Genomic DNA, 14,377 nt, shown 5'->3' with positions numbered 1-14,377 from the left:
CTTGGTCCAATGTCATCGGTCCGGGTGTCAGGTCCCCATCAACGTTGACTCAATAACCCGGTGCAGGCGAGTATCCGTAGTACTGCTCCAGGGTGGCGATGCCACGGCGGTGCATGTCCATAGCTACGTCCTTTCCGACATACCTGAGGTGCCAAGGTTCATAGGCGTAGCCGGTCCAGTAGCTCATACCTGCGGGGTACCGGACGATAAAGCCGAACTCGTGGGCACGGTTTGCCGCAAATTGTCCGGCGGCTGTGTGGGCAAAGCATTCCTGGAGCCCACAGACTCCACCGGGATTCCCGATATCGACGGCAAGTCCGCTTTGGTGTTCGGAGAATCCGGGCCGAGCTGAGATTGTGTCTGCGCGTTCCTGCCCGTACATCGCCACGTAGCTGTTGTAAAGGGACGCCTGGGTGGCGTAGCTCCGAAAGGCGCTGACTACGGTCACTGGCACGCCCGAGGCACTTGCAGCATCGGAAAATTGCCAGAACCCCAGTGCTGCCTGATAGCGCAGTGCCTGCCCGCCGACGTTCACCATGTCGGACGGCGCATAGTCGATGGGTGAGAGTGGATTGCGCTTGTTGATGACCCGCTGGTACTCCCCCGGCTGGTTGAAAGTGACAGTCACGCCCGTAGAAGGGAGCCAGGCCAAGGTGCCGCCCTGGAAATTCTGGGTGCAGCCGGCATCACCGGCGCAGACCTCTTCGGTCAAGGGGTAGCCCAAACGCCCGTTCTCCCATCCCAGGGTTCCCCACACGTAATCAATGGAACCCCCGGTGGCATAGGCGCCAATGCCCGGCGCCCAATGGACCTGACCTCCCTGGAAGGCCTGATAGCAGCCACCTGCCCTGAGACCGCATCGTTCGGCGGCCGCCGGATAACCCAGCGGACCGGATTCGAAGCCTCCGCCTGCCCATCTGTTTCTGATTGCCCCCCAGACCGTCTGCTGCGCACCGCTGGCAGGGGACCAATGAATTTGACCGCCCTGAAAGCTCTGATAGCAGCCCGACCTGACAAGCCCGCACACTTCATCCGTGACCGCGTATCCGAGGCGGCCTTGTTCCCACCCCTGCTGCTGCCAAAGTGTGCCGACCGCACCCCACGTGGCGCGGGCTCCGGTCGCAGGCGTCCAGTGGATCTGGCCGCGTTGGTAGTCCTGGTAGCAACCTCCTCCCGCAAGCCCGCACTTTTCTCCACCGATAGCGGCACCAAGAATGCCGGCCGGTCCCCCGACTGCCTGATACTTGTCCTGGATCGGTGAGGCAGCCCAACCTGGGGCGCCTACCAAGAGGCCGGACAGGAGACACAGGACGGTGAAGACCATTGATAGAGCGGGAACCCGAATGTGCTTCATGTTCACCTGACTGCTTGATGGAATAGAGAATTTCCAGACGGACCACCATCACCAGGGCAGGTGCTGTGTCGGCTCGTGGAGGTGATTCTATAGCCCGGCCGGTGGGCCGGACTCGATCAGCGGAGAGATCTTTTCTTCGACCGGGTTCCCAAGAGCGTATTCATTTGCAGCGCCTGTCCGCGAAGGCCCGGTTGTCGCCGTGTTTGTCGCGCACGAGGGCTGGGAGCGCGACTAGAGCATTACCGTAAGATCGAATGGCACCTGGGAAAGCCAGGTGGCGCGTCGCCACGGAAAGCCCTCAATGAATTTGCCTTGGAAGAAGCCCGCCTCCGCACAACCGTCGGAGGAGCCGGACGCTGCCAGTGAACGGACTATCAGCTCCAGGAGCGCGTCCGGCGTGGGCGCCGCCTCCATCGCCGCCGCGGCTGCAGGGTTCATCATCCTGGTGATTGCAGGCAACCACCTCCGCCCCGCGGAATATGCCCAATTCAGCGTCTTTTGGGGCGCACTGTTCGGCATCTTCGGAGTGCTCTCTGGCATCCAGAGTGAAACCACCCGCGCTGTTCGCTCGGTAGAAACCCACGGCGGAGTCCCTGGCAGTGCACAACAGCACCCTTCGGTATTGGCCAACGGCGTCCTGGTGGGGACAATCCTGGCCGCCATTATCCTGGCATCCTCCTGGCTGTGGGCACCGTCCGTCCTCGGCGGCAACACCCCCTGGCTCCTGCCTGCCCTTGCCGGCGCGGCAGTCGCCTATTCTGGCCATTCCGCGCTTGCAGGCGCTTCCGCCGGCAGTCAGGATTGGAACCTCTATTCCAAGCTGATGAGCGCTGAGGCGGTGTTCCGTTTGGCGACCGTAGGAACCGTGGCGCTGCTCGGCGTCGGACTCCTGGGCCTTGAGCTCGCCTGTGCACTGGCTGCGGTCCTTTGGCTGGTGTTCCTCCTGGTCTCACCAGCGGCACGTCACGCCGCAGTTTCCCGTGCCGATGTGCCCCGCACGGCGTACATGAAGCAGACCGGCCACGCCATGCTCTCCTCAAGCGCCACCGCTGCTCTGATCGTGGGCTTCCCTGTGATCCTGAGTTTCACCAGCAGCGCGCAGGAACTGGCCTCGGCCGGCGGGCTCCTCCTCGCCATCCAACTCACGAGGGCGCCTATCATGGTTCCGCTCCAGGCGTTTCAGGGTGTGGCGATTGCCGCGTTCGTCAACCAGCGCGACCGCGGGGTCCACGCGCTGTTCAAACCTGCTGCCCTGTTCCTGGCAGTAGGTGTGGCAGGCGCTATAGCAGCTGGACTGCTCGGCCCTTGGCTCATGGAGCTGCTGTTCCCAGGCAAATACGAAGTACCGGCCTGGCTCTTGGCTACGCTGACGTTCGACGCCGCGCTCATGGCTGTCCTGACGCTTACCGGCACCGCAACCCTTGCGGTGGGCAAGCACGGCGGCTACTCCGCAGGCTGGGTCAGTGGCACAGTGGTGAGCGTGCTTTGCCTCCTGCTGCCGCTGCCGCTGTCCATTCGGGCGGCAGTGGCCCTCGCGGCAGGGCCGGCCGTGGGAGCGGTTATCCACGTTACTTCGATCGTGCGTCTCGGCAAATCAGCCGCTGCTTCCCCCGCCTGACCCGACTCCGCCCTCCTCTGCCTACCTCGCCTCACAAAGGAAAACCTGTGACGAAGAATTCCGACAGTCCGCGGACCACAGTGATTTTGCCCGCATACAACGCCGCCGGTTTCCTGGAACGGGCGGTACGGAGTGTCATGGCCCAGACGGACCCAGACTTCGAACTGGTCTTAGTGGACGACCACTCCACGGACGGAACGCTGGATTTGGCCAGGAAGCTCGGGGAGGAGTTCAGCAATCTGACGGTGATCGCCTTACCTTCCAATGCCGGAGTATCGGCAGCGCGGAATGCCGGTCTGGATGCGGCCCGGGGATCCTGGGTCAGCTTTATCGACAGCGACGACCAGTATCTGCCGGAGTTCCTCGAAACCATGCATTCAGCCACCGCGCCGGATGTGGACCTGGTGGTGGGGGGCCGGATCGTGGTGCAGTCGGACGGCACGGAAACGCGCAATGCCTCGCGTGCGCTCGGGGAATTCGACGGACCAGAAGCCTGCCGGCTGGCCATGTGCGATGAGCTCACTCCGTTCCCCTGGGACAAGCTGTACCGACGGGATTTGTTCAGTAAGGTCCGTTTCGCCGAAGGCGCCGCCCGGTTCGAGGACATGGCGGTCAACGTCATTTTGCACTCGATATCCCGCAGGGTCCGATCGATCGATATCCCGGTTTACCGGTACTACATCATGGATTCTTCCCTGACCTGGGGCCGGGTTCCCACAGTGGCCGACACCACCGTAGCCATGAACCACCTGAGCGAGCATCTGGACCAGCGGTTCAAGGAGGGCAAATACAGTGCCGCCTACGACTGCATGCGTTCGCTGGTCATCCTGCTTGTGGCCCAAAGCGCGATCGCCCGCGGCAGCGGTTCGTCTGCCGCTGCCGCCACGGTGGCGGAGTGCCGTAAGGATCTTGGCTGGCGGATGCTTTTCCGGACCCTTGCGGTGCACAAGGTCATTGGCGCGGGCGCCGCGTTGCTCAAGCTGGCGCCTTCCGTATACGCCTATCTCTACCTGCGGCATATCCGCACCGCATACGGGGTGGGCAAGCCCCAAACGTCCTCGTCGGAGATGCCCGCAGCGACGCCGCCCGCCACCCCGGGCAGCGGTTCTGGTATAGATTAGTACCTATGTCAATCCCCCCCTACACCCGCGCCCTCGTGATTATGCCGGCGTGGAACGAAGCGGAGTCCGTTGGCAATACCGTCCGCGAGGTGCTGGCGCTGCGCGAGACCTATGACGTGCTTGTTGTGAACGACGGTTCACAGGACAACACGGCTGCCGTGGCAGGAGAAGCAGGAGCCGTAGTGCTGGACCTCCCCTTCAACCTTGGCGTGGGTGGGGCCATGCGGGCCGGCTTCAAGTACGCAAAGCGGAACGGATACGACGCCGTCATCCAAGTGGACGCGGACGGCCAGCATGATCCCAAGGAAATTTCCCGGGTACTGGCTGCCCTGGCGGATGCGGACATTGCCATCGGCGCCCGCTTCGCGGACCGAGGCACCTATAAAGTTACCGGTCCGCGGCGCTGGGCCATGGTCCTGCTCGCCAAGGTCATTTCCGGCCTTGCCCATACCCGCCTCACGGACGTTACTTCCGGGTTCAAGGCGGCCAACCGCCGTGGCATCGATCAGTTCATCGACCATTACCCGGCCGAGTATTTGGGCGACACCATCGATTCCCTGGTTGTAGCCATCCGGTCCGGCTGCGTCATCACCCAGGTTCCCGTGGAGATGCGTGCGCGCCAGGGCGGTACGCCGAGCCACAATCCGCTGAAATCCGCCATTTACCTCGGCCGGTCGGTGTTTGCGCTCCTGTTCGCCTTGACCCGGCGTCGTTCGCAGATCCAAACAACCTCCCCACAACTCGAAAGTGCATGATCTTGCCCGTTCTGGCTGCTTTCATACTTGCCCTCGTCATCGTCGTCCTCGTCGTGGAGATGCTCCGCCGTAAAAAGCTCCGCGAGAAGTATGCGGCTCTCTGGCTGGTGGTCGGCCTGGCCACACTGGTTCTTGCGGCCTTCCCCCAGCTCTTGGCTCAGACAGCCCGGCTTCTGGGCGTCCAGGTCCCGTCCAACCTCTTGTTCTCCATGACCATACTGCTGGCGCTGGGCGTCTGCCTGCACCTGTCGTGGGAAATCTCAGTGGTGGAAGATGAGACCCGCACGCTGGCCGAGGAAGCAGCTATCCTGCGCACCCACATCGAACGGCTGGAAGCAAGGCTGGACGCCGAATTGGGCGGGCCTTCCCGGAACGCAACAGCAAATGAGCCCGCTCCTTTTGACCGCGGCTAATCCCGCCCTGTCCCAAAACGCATTGGATTTCTTATGGCACTTGATATTTTCATCCCCTACTGGGGCGACCCGGACTACATGAAGCAGACGGTCCGCAGCGTCCTCGAACAGGACTCTGACGACTGGCTCCTGACTGTGGTGGACGACGCTTACCCTGACCACGAAATCCAGCGGTACATGGCCTCGATCGACGACCCCCGGGTCAAGTACATCCGCAAGGAACAAAACGCCGGAATTACTGAAAACTACAAAACCTGCGTCGGCCTCGCCACCGAGGACGTCATGGTTATTCTGGGCTGCGACGATATCCTCCTGCCCAACTACGTCAGGGTGGTCAACGCGGCGCATCAGCGCTTTCCCGAGGCAGCCATCATCCAACCTGGCGTCCGCGTCATCGATGGCGACGGCACCGTGGTGCGAACTCTGGTGGACATCACAAAGCAGCACCTTGTGCGGCCCCGCACCCAGGGGCCGCGCCTCCTTTCCGGCGAATCCCTTGCCGTCAACCTGATGCATGGCGACTGGCTCTACTGGCCTTCACTCGCCTTCCGCACCGACAAAATCCGCGCCGTTGATTTCCGCTCCGGGTTCCCCATCATCCAGGACCTCGCCCTTGTCATGGACATGGTCTACCGCGGTGACCAGCTCCTTCTCGAACCCACGGTGTGCTTTGCGTACCGCCGCCACTCGGAAAGTGCGTCCTCCACCAAACTGGTTGACGGGTCCCGCTTTGCCGGCGAACGAGAGTACTTCGCGGTGTCGGCAGAGCAGGCAAAACTCAATGGCTGGACCAAAGCCTCACGTGCGGCGAATCTGCGCCTGACGTCCCGCGCCCACGCCCTCGCCCTCCTGCCGAAGGCCCTGAGCAGTAGGAACTTCCCGGCTGCGAAGGTCCTACTCAGCCACACGTTCGGTAACTAGATGTCAGCTTCAGAAAGGCCCATCATGACAACAACCACCCCCGAAGCCGAGCCCCAGGGAACGGTCCTGGTAACCGGTGGCGCCGGCTTCATCGGTTGCGCCATCTCGAGCGACCTCGTGGCCAGCTTCGGCCGTGTAGTCGTGGTGGATAACCTGCACCCGCAGATCCATGCTTCCGGCGAGCGGCCCGCAGGGCTCAACGAAGGCGCCGAATTGGTGGTTGCTGATATTACCGAAGCACAGACCTGGGACAAGGTCCTCGCAGACGTCGCGCCCGACGTCGTCATCCACCTCGCCGCCGAGACCGGGACGGGGCAGTCGCTGGAGGAGTCCACGCGCCACGCACACGTGAATGTGGTGGGCACGTCGCAGATGCTTGACGGCCTGAACCGACACGGCAAGCTTCCCCGGCGAATTGTCCTGTCCTCCAGCCGCGCAGTCTACGGCGAAGGCCCCTGGGACGATGCCGAAGGTCATAGGTTCTACCCCGGACAGCGCACCAGCGCAACATTGGATAAAGCCCAGTGGGATTTCCCCAATGCCACGCCTGCGGCCATGAAGGCCTCCGAGACCTTCCCCGCCCCGGTCAGCGTCTATGGCGCCACAAAGCTTGCCCAGGAAAACATCCTCCAGGCATGGGCCAAGTCCTACGGCGTTGAGACGGTGATCTTGCGTCTCCAGAACGTTTACGGACCCGGTCAATCCCTCATCAATCCCTACACAGGCATCATGAGCTTGTTCTGCCGGATGGCCATGGGCGGCAAGTCCATTCCGCTGTACGAGGACGGCGAGGTCCGCCGCGACTTCGTCCTCATTGACGACGTCGCTTCCGCTATCGTCGCCGGCGCCCTCTCCCCCACCGTCCAGGGAGAACCGATGGACATCGGCTCCGGCGAATTCCAGACCATCGGCACGGCCGCCAAGATCATTGCGGCCCGCTACGGCGCGCCCGACCCGCACGTCACCGGCCAGTACCGCCAGGGCGATGTGCGGCACGCCTGGGCTGACATCGAAGCGGCGAAGGCAACGCTGGGATGGAAGCCCCAGTACAACCTTGAACAGGGCATTGAACGGCTCAGCACGTGGATTAACGCCCAGCCGGACGTTCAGCCTTACTGAGCTGCGCTGGCAGGACAGCAGACGACGGCGGTACCCGAGGGTGCCGCCGTCGTTTTCGTTTGGTGCGCTACCCGAAGCACCGGGATGGCGAAGTGCCCTGCGTGCTTAGTCTTCCAAAGTTGCCAGGATGTGATTGAGTGCCGCCTGATTCTCGGGATCCACGATGATCAGGGCTGTTGGGTCCGCTTTCATGATTTTGTTCACCACAAGTCTCAGGTTGTCCGGGCCACCGCTGAGCTCGAACATGTTCAAAGAAAGCTCCCAGCTCCTTTCGGTGTAGGTGGCAGTGAGGCCGTCATACCACTGCTTAGCCAGGATGGCGTCAATGTCGGTGGGCCTTGTGGTGACGTAGACTGCCGGCTGGCCGACGCGGCCCATGGTGGCCGTCATCAGCATCTCCACGGGGAGCGGTACTTCTTCGAGCACCTTTAGCTCCTTTGCCATGGCCACCGCCGAGGGGGACGAAGGCGGAAGCCCCTCAGCAGCCAGCGGGAAGGTGAAGCCGAAGGCCTGTGTTGCCGCAACAGCGGCCAGCGCGGAAGCAGTAACGGAACCGGCTCCGCTGAGCCGCCAGGAGCTCCGTGGAGAGGCAGCAGCCGCATCGTTTCCGCCGTCCGCAGGTTCTGCCTGGGTGCGTAGACGAAGGGTTTCCAGAAAGGCGGCCAGGACCAATGCGAGCGTCACGAGCCCGGCGAGGAACAAGGCAATCCCTAGCTTGTGCGAGTAATAGGTCAGCGTCCCGCCCTTGACCAGCTGCGCCACGGCCATGCCGATCGCAAGTACCAGTGCGGCAGCTAAGCCTGTAAAGGACCAACGCAGCCGTTGCAGGATACCGTTCGAGGGCCGAGACGACCTCGTGAACACAAGGATGGAAAAGGCCATGGTGCCAAAGACGATCACGGCCAACTGGCCTAGATCCGGGATCGGCACCCCGCCCACGCCGTACAGGACCGCATCTGTTGAAACCCCTGCCAATTGGCCCAGTGCCAAGCCAATGCCAACGACTCCAACCAGCGTCATTCCAACCGCGAAAAGGAAACCGCCGCGGGTGGTGCGCCATCGCTGCAGGTCCCACGGCAGCAGCACCATTACTGCCGCGCCCAGCACCAGCACCTCAAGGAGCACCCAGTTGTGGGCCACCCCAACCACGCATGCCACCATGGACACCAGCACAGGAATGCGCAGGGGCCGGGCCATATCGGCTGCCAGCACGATCGCCACAGACGCGAGCCCTACTGCCAGAAAAAAGTTCGGGAAGCCGTGGAGCGAGGCCGACGATCCAGGACCGAAGATCCAACCTGCCGCCACCACTATCAATGCCGGAAGACTAATGAGAGGCTGGCGGCGGAACGCAGGTAGCGTTGCCAACGCGGCAAGAACCATCGCCGTCACCAGGACGGAGACGAGAGCACTTCCGTTGGCGTAATTCACCAACTCCTCCGCGGGTGTCCCGGCTGGCTTGGCAAATTTCAGTTCCGCAAAGATGGCAACCACTCCGTGGAAACCCTGCGGGTAGTCCTTGAAGGACCAGCCACTTCCATCAGGAGAAGCACCCAACAGGGGCACAACCCGACCATAAAGCCGCTGCATGTGGAAGATATCGAAATGGGAAGCGTTGTCCCAATTCAATGTGAGAAGACTCAGGGCCTTTTCGTAAGCACGCACCGACAGCAGGTTGAAGTGGACCCAGACCGACAGCGCTGCTGCGGTCACAGGTAAGCAATCGAGCCATGAGAACCGCGGGATGAGACGGCGGGTGCCCGCCTTGACTCCGCCACTGAACACCACGAACGCTACTGCACCCGCTGCTCCGGCCAGCACAAGCGTTCCGCGACCCAGCGGCCCGAATCCTGAGGGAACCCACCAAAGCAATGGAACCAGCCCCAGCAGGGCGCTAAGCGAAAGCGCTATGCGCGCCGAGAACGTCCGGCCTGTCGGGAGTGCCAACACGCAGGCCAACAGAAGGCCGATGGTCCAGCCACCGGTCAGGAAACCGGAAAGGCGCAGGGCGATTACGACGGCGGCCACAGCGGCAAATGCTGCGGCTCCCCTCAGCATGGTGAGTGGTCTGGGCCCCCGCGGCGTTGGAAGGAACCAGCCGCTGCGGCCAATCCCGGTACGGTAAGAATCGCGACGCTGAGAGCCGCGCCGGGTTTGCACAATGGTCACGACGGCGTACGGACAGTATCAGCCTCTGCGGCCGCCTGCACGGGAGGCAAGGCAGCCACCGCCTTCTCCACCTGCGCAGCTTTTGGTCGGTGGTCCTTGCTGCGGACCCTGCGCATTACGGGACGCTCAACCCAAACCCAGCTGGCGATCGCCGTCGGGATGGTGAGCGCCGCGGCAGCCAAGGAAAACAGGACAAGTCCCCATTCGTAGCCCCCGAAGACCGCCAGTAGCTGCTGGAACGCAAAGGCATAGATGTAAACACCGTAGGAGACGTCGTTCTTGGCGATGAGCCTGGGCTGCGGAAGCCAGGTCGAAATCCAGAGGGTACCGTAGGCAATCAAAACACCGGAAGCCTGGCCGCCCCACAGCGGAAAAGCTGAAACCATCAGCACGGACACGACAAGGCTGGCGACGGCCGGAGCCCAGTGGATCCCAATGCGGGACTTCCAAACGAAGAGGACGGCACCACCGAGGAAGAACGGCAGGAGCTTCAGCAGAAGAACTACATCAAAATTCCCGTTGGTGTACCTGCTGATGACCTCAATATTCGCCTGCGCCACGACAGAAGCGGCGAAAATCAGGGTCAGGAACCACGGGGACTTCCGGAAAATCGCAAAGCAGCCAAGAGCGGCCACTACGAGGTAGCACAGGAACTCGTAGTAGAGACTCCACAGCGAGCCGTTCCACGCCCCGGCGTAGGGGACGTTAAGCGGTGTCCCTGCGATGTCGTAATGGTTCATCTTCAGGGTGAGGTTGGAAATGAGGAAGTTCAGCGGCGACGTTGCGGTGCTGAAATAACCCGAAAGGCTTCCCCGCGCAACGATGTAGCCTATAGGCGCGAAAAAAATGACCATCGTGAGCAGGCATACGATGAATGCCGGCATAATCCGGGCAATGCGGTGGACCAGATAATCGCCCAATCCATGACTGAATCTGCTGCCTGTAATAAGGTAGCCGCTGATCACAAAGAAGCCCGAAACCGCCCATCCGCCCAAGGTCTCACCAGCAAACACAGGCTCGTCAGCCGCACCTGTCAACGGCCAGCTGTGATGAACCAACACCGCCAGGGCAAGGATCAGCCGGATGAGGTTGAGGCTGTTGTTCCGGGGATCGAGCGGCTTGCCCAGGAGGAGTCCTGCAGGGGCTTTAACTGATGACACGCGGGCTCCGGGTTCGGCTGATTGGAAAGGACACTGACACGCAATTCTACCGTGCCGGGCTTAACGCCCCGGTTTGCCCCGCGCCAAAGCTGCGGCAATGATGGACTAATGCGCGGAATTATCCTTGCCGGAGGCACCGGATCCAGGCTCCATCCCATCACTCTTGGCATCAGCAAGCAGTTGGTCCCGGTGTACGACAAGCCGATGATCTACTATCCTCTGTCCACGTTAATCCTGGCAGGTATCCGGGACATCCTCATCATCACGACGCCCCAGGACGCGGAACAGTTCCAGCGCCTGCTTGGTGACGGTTCGCAGTTTGGCGTGAATCTCTCCTACGTCCAGCAGCCCACCCCGGACGGCCTTGCACAGGCGTTTATCCTCGGGGCCGACCATATTGGCAACGACACCGTTGCCCTTGTCCTGGGAGACAACATCTTCTACGGCCAAGGCATGGGCACGCAGTTGCGCCGGCACGCGAACATCAAAGGGGGCGCCGTCTTCGGCTACTGGGTCAAGGATCCGTCAGCCTACGGTGTGGTGGAATTCGACAAGGACGGCAAGGCTCTGTCGCTTGAGGAGAAGCCCGCTAGCCCGCGCAGCCACTACGCGGTCCCCGGCCTCTATTTTTACGATAACGACGTCATCGACATTGCAAAGGGACTCAAGCCCTCTGCGCGCGGAGAGCTTGAAATCACCGACGTCAACAAGGTCTACCTGGAGCGCGGTGATCTTCAGGTAGAAATCCTGCCTCGCGGAACCGCCTGGTTGGACACCGGAACCTTCAATGACCTAAGCGACGCATCAAACTTCATTCGAACGGTGGAAAACCGGCAGGGCCAGAAGATTGGCGCACCGGAGGAAATCGCTTGGCGACTGGGTTTCCTCACCGATGACGACCTGCGCCGCCGCGCAGAGCCGCTGGTGAAGAGCGGTTACGGCTCCTATCTCCTGGAACTCCTGGATGAGTGACGCATTGGCCTGCCACTGAGCTGGCAGGGCCGGCTGGAGATTGGTCCGGAGGGAGCAGTGACGGCCCGACTATGGCAAAAAAATTGCCACTCGCACTATCAGCAGATCCACTATCGCGAAGGCTGTACTTCAGCCAAGGAGCATCATGCGAACCCCAGTTAGAGTAATCGTCTCGATAGTTGCTGCCGGTATGGCCGTCAGCTCATGCAGTATTGCGGATGCGCCCCCCAAGAGCTCCCCCACGCCTACGCTTCAGCCAACTCAGACCACCAGCCCCACGTACCCGCCATCAGATGGAGAACCTAACCTGCGGCTGACGGTAACGACCCTGAGCGGTAATGCCGGGCACCAGTCGACACACCATCTTGTTTGCGTTGGGACGTCCGCCGTGCAGGGAACAGATCTTCCGGATGCAGACGACGCCTGCAGGGTCTTGGAGCGGCAACCCAGTCTCCTGGAGTACGAGTCGGCCGAGACCAGTGAAGATTGTGAAGCCGTCGGTCAGCCGCACATTGCAGATGTTTTCGGCGAAATCGATGGCAAGTCAGTCAGGAACAGCTTCCGCCGCGACAACGAATGCAACGTCAGGACATGGGACAAGCTGGAAACACTTCTGGGAACGATACGGGAGAAGTAGTCAGACCGAAGCGGACTGGCTGCTGTCAGGCACGGTGGGGCCGGAGCCGCCCCCTCCTATGCGGGCACTCTGACAACTTGTGATCAGGACCGACCCGGTCAGTGGCCGGCCCCCAACTCCTGCCCGGTAGGCGGCACTACGGCATCACCCCCAGTGGTTCCGGCCGTGAAGTCACACCTACCAGCAAGCGACAACTTTGAACAGTTGTGCGTCGGATCCTTCCGAATCTACGAGCTCCAGGCTTGCATTCTCCTCGAGATCCATAACACCGCCGTAGCCGGCGAGCGTTCCCGTGACGGTCCTGGTGCCGAAGTCCAGAACGTAACGGACGTTAAGGGTTCGAACTGATTCACACACTGCAGGGAAGTCCGCGGCGTCCTTCAGGCCCGCGTTTACAACATCGATATCAGACCCATGTGTGGTCAGGATATGGGGCTGTATGACAGTACGCCCGGACAGGGCGTAAGCCAGAGCCGTCCCGCTGCTTGGCAGCCCCGCGATGTTGGCGCCTGGCTCCGTTGTTTGAGGGAGGCGTTCCAACAGTGTTCTTTCCTCCGGGGACAGAAGCGCAGCATTGGAGTCACTGCGATATTGCCAGTGTGCCTGGTAGGAAGCGAAATTTACCGGCAGCAGTTGAGGCGCTATGGGCAGAAGGGCTACGGCGTAGACCGCTGAAGCCAGGACGGCCTGCCGCGTGGGACCTGGGGTCCCCGGAAGCCGGGTTTTTCCAAAGACGGACCCGTCAGCAATCCGGATTTTTTCTCTTACAAGGTCTATAAGGAACAGAGCGCCAATCACCGCTGGTCCCAAAACTACAACCGGCAACAATGCCGCCAGGCGGTAGCTGTCGAAGTACCAGACACCCGTAATGAATTGCCTGATCGGTGCGTTGTATCCTGCTGCAAAGAAAAACAGTGCAGCCCCGATCAGATAGGTTCCGATCAACCACCGTCGGGACTTCGTGATCCAGAGATGGATAATACCTACGAACAGGCAAATGCTCAGTACCTCTTGAGACGGACGGCCCAACGGAGCATTGAACAGGAGTTCCCCTATGGCCTGGGGAGGAGTCTCGACGACCCTCCAGTTCGCTGCATCTGACGGTGGTCGGAGGAAGTACCAAACGACTGTCAGAAGAGCCAGGCCACCGACCAGGGCAACCGTCAGAATCCAAGCCTGGCGCCTGGACTCCTGCGATTGCGGCGGCCAAAGACGCCTGATCCGGAAGTAGTAGACCGCCAATGAGCCGGGAAGAGCGAACGCCAAAAACGCCATCAACGTACTGGGGTGCGCGAGGGCGACACCCGCGACTGCAACACTCAGGCTCAACCAGGCGATCAAGGCCGGCGGGCGGTCGTGGTAACCCAGTCCAAGCGCAGTAAAGGCAAGCCCCAACGCAGCGGGCAGGACAGAGATCGAAAGCAGGTTAGGGTACAGCACTCCCCAATCGATCATCAGTATCGGAAATGTCGCAAAACCGGCCGCAAAAACGAAGGTTACGACGGCCGTAGCCTTGCGATATCCGGCGACCGCAAAGGTGAGAAAAAGCGAGCTAAGGGGCCACGCTACGGCACCGATGGCTATGCTGGTGGAATTCACGAGGACAGGTATTGCTGCCCCCGTGAGTTCCCCGACGATTGCCACAATTGCGTGCCATCCCGCGGGATAGGCGCTGATTCCCGTAAAGGCGCCCAAATTAAGGGGTGAGGAATTTTGTGACTCCATCGCCCAACGGACTGCATTCAAGTGAAAAACATTATCGTAGGTCTGTGAAATGGAATCCGGGTGGATCATGGCAGTTGCCATCTGCATAGCGATGACCAATGACGTGATGACGGTTCCAACGCCCACAGTTATGGCTAGATAGGCCCTGCGTGGACGCTGTTCGGCACCAGTACTCCCCGAACCCCAGAGCCTGGATACAAGGAACGCAACGACGGAGACCACAGCGCAGCCGATAAGTACCGGTACTGGCGACCAGGGTATCCGGGCAAATGGAAATATCAGTGCCAGGAACCCGATCGTTCCGACGCTGAACGCCGGTGCCACCAGGAGGGCAGGTATTCCCCGCATTCGGACAGCCAACGCAGTTGCCAAACCAGGAAGCAACAGCAGCAGCACGGCTGTGAGGATTACTG

The 14,377-nt window shown here is 61.3% G+C and carries 11 protein-coding genes; 7 read left to right on the top strand and 4 right to left on the bottom strand.

The window, feature by feature from the left end; genetic code table 11:
- Window positions 1–49: 49 nt before the first annotated feature.
- Window positions 50–1,354, bottom strand: a complete 1,305-nt coding sequence (locus NFU08_RS05270) for a D-alanyl-D-alanine carboxypeptidase family protein (protein WP_251421242.1) — start codon at window positions 1,352–1,354, stop codon at window positions 50–52.
- Window positions 1,355–1,655: 301 nt separating this feature from the next.
- Here NFU08_RS05270 and NFU08_RS05265 point away from each other — a divergent pair, with 301 nt between their 5' ends.
- Genes NFU08_RS05265 through NFU08_RS05240 form a run of 6 tightly spaced genes read left to right on the top strand, consistent with a single transcriptional unit; the run spans window position 1,656 to window position 7,301 of the window.
- A complete protein-coding gene (locus NFU08_RS05265) occupies window positions 1,656–2,972 on the top strand; it encodes a hypothetical protein (protein WP_251421173.1) in 1,317 nt (438 codons plus the stop codon).
- Window positions 2,973–3,019: 47 nt separating this feature from the next.
- Window positions 3,020–4,093, top strand: coding sequence for a glycosyltransferase family 2 protein (locus tag NFU08_RS05260; protein WP_251421171.1), 1,074 nt, complete (start codon window positions 3,020–3,022; stop codon window positions 4,091–4,093).
- A 5-nt stretch (window positions 4,094–4,098) separates the two neighbouring features.
- The gene (locus NFU08_RS05255; RefSeq protein ID WP_251421169.1) at window positions 4,099–4,848 is read left to right on the top strand and encodes a glycosyltransferase family 2 protein; all 750 of its coding nucleotides are present in this window, start codon (window positions 4,099–4,101) and stop codon (window positions 4,846–4,848) included.
- Window positions 4,845–5,261 carry a DUF2304 domain-containing protein gene (locus NFU08_RS05250; protein WP_251421167.1) on the top strand — a complete coding sequence of 139 codons (417 nt, stop codon included), beginning with the start codon at window positions 4,845–4,847 and terminating at the stop codon, window positions 5,259–5,261. Before NFU08_RS05255 ends, NFU08_RS05250 begins: the two co-directional genes overlap by 4 nt.
- Window positions 5,262–5,294: 33 nt before the next feature.
- On the top strand, window positions 5,295–6,182 hold the full coding sequence (locus NFU08_RS05245; RefSeq protein WP_251421165.1) for a glycosyltransferase: 888 nt from the start codon (window positions 5,295–5,297) through the stop codon (window positions 6,180–6,182).
- Between the two features lie 24 nt (window positions 6,183–6,206).
- Window positions 6,207–7,301 (top strand): NAD(P)-dependent oxidoreductase, encoded by a 1,095-nt coding sequence (locus NFU08_RS05240; protein ID WP_251421163.1) that lies wholly within the window; start codon window positions 6,207–6,209, stop codon window positions 7,299–7,301.
- A gap of 105 nt (window positions 7,302–7,406) precedes the next feature.
- Here the strand turns inward: NFU08_RS05240 and NFU08_RS05235 are convergent, their stop codons facing one another.
- Together NFU08_RS05235 and NFU08_RS05230 are read right to left on the bottom strand one after the other, a co-directional pair.
- The gene (locus NFU08_RS05235) at window positions 7,407–9,329 is read right to left on the bottom strand and encodes a hypothetical protein (RefSeq protein WP_251421160.1); all 1,923 of its coding nucleotides are present in this window, start codon (window positions 9,327–9,329) and stop codon (window positions 7,407–7,409) included.
- A gap of 137 nt (window positions 9,330–9,466) precedes the next feature.
- Window positions 9,467–10,630: an acyltransferase gene (locus tag NFU08_RS05230; RefSeq protein ID WP_285835573.1), complete on the bottom strand. Its 1,164-nt coding sequence runs from the start codon at window positions 10,628–10,630 to the stop codon at window positions 9,467–9,469.
- Between the two features lie 108 nt (window positions 10,631–10,738).
- Here NFU08_RS05230 and rfbA point away from each other — a divergent pair, with 108 nt between their 5' ends.
- The gene (rfbA, locus tag NFU08_RS05225) at window positions 10,739–11,602 is read left to right on the top strand and encodes a glucose-1-phosphate thymidylyltransferase RfbA (protein ID WP_251421158.1); all 864 of its coding nucleotides are present in this window, start codon (window positions 10,739–10,741) and stop codon (window positions 11,600–11,602) included.
- A gap of 814 nt (window positions 11,603–12,416) precedes the next feature.
- On the opposite strand, the gene NFU08_RS05220 is transcribed toward rfbA, so the two are convergent.
- Window positions 12,417–14,360 (bottom strand): DUF6541 family protein, encoded by a 1,944-nt coding sequence (locus NFU08_RS05220; RefSeq protein ID WP_309296827.1) that lies wholly within the window; start codon window positions 14,358–14,360, stop codon window positions 12,417–12,419.
- Between the last annotated feature and the right edge of the window lie 17 nt (window positions 14,361–14,377).

Source organism: Pseudarthrobacter sp. NCCP-2145 (genome assembly GCF_023708005.1).
Taxonomy (GTDB): domain Bacteria; phylum Actinomycetota; class Actinomycetes; order Actinomycetales; family Micrococcaceae; genus Arthrobacter; species Arthrobacter oxydans.
The sequence above is the reverse complement of the archived record's forward strand: the minus strand, read 5'-3'. Positions and strand labels throughout refer to the sequence as shown.

Excerpts from the sequence above, each read along its gene's own strand:
- NFU08_RS05270 (WP_251421242.1), bottom strand. The coding sequence starts at position 1,354 with ATGAAGCACATTCGGGTTCCCGCTCTATCAATGGTCTTCACCGTCCTG.
- NFU08_RS05265 (WP_251421173.1), top strand. The coding sequence starts at position 1,656 with ATGAATTTGCCTTGGAAGAAGCCCGCCTCCGCACAACCGTCGGAGGAG.
- NFU08_RS05255 (WP_251421169.1), top strand. The coding sequence starts at position 4,099 with ATGTCAATCCCCCCCTACACCCGCGCCCTCGTGATTATGCCGGCGTGG.
- NFU08_RS05250 (WP_251421167.1), top strand. The coding sequence starts at position 4,845 with ATGATCTTGCCCGTTCTGGCTGCTTTCATACTTGCCCTCGTCATCGTC.
- NFU08_RS05245 (WP_251421165.1), top strand. The coding sequence starts at position 5,295 with ATGGCACTTGATATTTTCATCCCCTACTGGGGCGACCCGGACTACATG.
- NFU08_RS05240 (WP_251421163.1), top strand. The coding sequence starts at position 6,207 with ATGACAACAACCACCCCCGAAGCCGAGCCCCAGGGAACGGTCCTGGTA.
- rfbA (WP_251421158.1), top strand. The coding sequence starts at position 10,739 with ATGCGCGGAATTATCCTTGCCGGAGGCACCGGATCCAGGCTCCATCCC.